The sequence below is a fragment of the Stenotrophomonas sp. 05L44_2 genome (assembly GCF_056665995.1).
The window spans coordinates 1-1,762 of sequence record NZ_JBFTNR010000799.1; the positions used below are offsets into that span (position 1 = coordinate 1).

Here is a 1,762-nt window from a genome sequence, read left to right on the forward strand (position 1 = left end):
GATTCACCCTGGTACCACAGCATGCCGCGCAGGCCATAGGCACCCAGCGGCGCGATCATGCCGTTGTACAGCGTCGACAGTCCCGTGGCGGCGTGCCACGGTGCCAGCGGCGGCGCCTGTGCGCCGGGCGCCACCCGGTACTGCCAGCGGGCATCCAGCTCGATGCGCGTACCGTCATCCAGGCCGATGGCGTGCGCGCTCGCGGGCCCTGCAAGGCCGCCCTCACCGTAGGTGTCCAGGACATTGATCACCACGGTGTTGGCGCCGGCTTTCAGCAATCCGGCTGGCAGCGCATAGGTTCGCCGCTCGCCCGCACCGTACTGGCTGCCCACGGCCACGCCGTTCACCCAGGTCATGTCCGTCTCGTCGATGGGGCCGAGCTCGAGCTGTGCGCGCTTGGCGGCCTGGTCGGCGCTCAGTGTCACCTGGGTGCGGTACCAGACCATGCCGTTGTAGCCGGCCAGCGCTGGCACACCCCAGCGCTCCCACGCCCCGAGCGTGGCAGGGGCGCGTTGCCATCCACGGCTGTCGCTGCCTGGCTGCCAAGGTGCATCGGCGGCGGCGGCATCGGCGCGTGTTGTCCACCAGTGTTGCCACTGCTGGCCCCAACGTTCGTTTGCCGCCGCCGGATCACGCGCGTACAGCGCGAGCACGTCAAGCGCTGGGCCCAGGCCACCCTGCATGCGCAGGGCATTGCTGCTGGTCCAGGCCTCGATACGCGAGCCGCCCCACGCTGCCTGGATCAGCCCCATCGGAACGTCGACGGTCCTGCGCAGTTCACGCGCAAAGTAGAAACACGCGGCGGAAAAGTCACGCACGGTGTCCGGTGACGCGGGGCGCCATGCCACAGATGCGGAAAAATCACTCTGCGGTGAAACCGCCGCCGCCTTCGGCACGGTGAACAGGCGGATCCCCGGTTCCGTAGCGGAGGCGATCTCGCTGCCTGCATCAAGCGCGCGCCACACCGGAAGCTCCATGTTCGACTGCCCGGAACACAACCAGACATCGCCGATCTGCACGTCGCGCACGATCTGGCTGGCATGCCCGGACCGGACCGACATTTCGTAAGGTCCGCCGGCTGCGGCAGGCGGCAGCGTTGCGTGCCAGCGGCCATCGCCAGCCGCGTGCGTGCTGACAGCGCGCCCGGCAAACGCCACGGAAACCGGGGCGCCCGGCGTGGYCTGGCCCCATACCGGAATCGGCCGGTCACGCTGCAGCACGGCGTGATCCTGGAACAGCGGATGCAGCAGCGCCATCGTTGGTTCCTGTGCCGCTGCACGCGTGGCGCAGCCGCCCATGGCAACCAGCAGCAGCCATCCCACCCACGACGTCGGCTTCATCGGCCATCTCCTGGCGCGGAGGGAAACTGCAGGGCCTGGTACCAGACCAGCGGATGCGGCGGCGCGGCTTCGCCTGCGGGCAACGGTCTGCCGCTCACCGACTGGAAGTACGCCACGCTGGCATCGCGCCACCACTGTGCTTCGCGCTGCTGGATACGCAGGAAGGCCGTGACCTGCGCATGCCGTTGCGCATCCACCTTGCCCTGCAGCCCCGCCCAGGTGGCCTGCATGCCCTGCACCTGCCGTACCCCCCGCGAGTAGCGCCCGACCAGTTCGTCCCACAGCGTCCGCCCCGAAGCCATGCGGTGATTCCACGGCACGTGGTGGAACCACAGCAGCAGCGGCTCCGGAACCCGCGCCAGATCGCCATACTGCTCGGCCACGCCGGGGGAATACTGGGCCACGGCGTTGCTGCCGCGTGC

The 1,762-nt window shown here is 69.3% G+C and carries 1 protein-coding gene and 1 pseudogene; both read right to left on the reverse strand.

Features of this window, described 5'->3' with window-relative positions:
* On the reverse strand, nucleotides 1-1,340 hold a 1,340-nt coding region (locus AC1VAN_RS20775; RefSeq protein WP_480986628.1), incomplete at its 3' end, for a sialate O-acetylesterase family protein.
* Nucleotides 1,337-1,762 (reverse strand): annotated as a pseudogene (locus AC1VAN_RS20780) (alpha-glucuronidase); the annotation flags it as partial. The pseudogene AC1VAN_RS20780 and the gene AC1VAN_RS20775, both read right to left, overlap by 4 nt.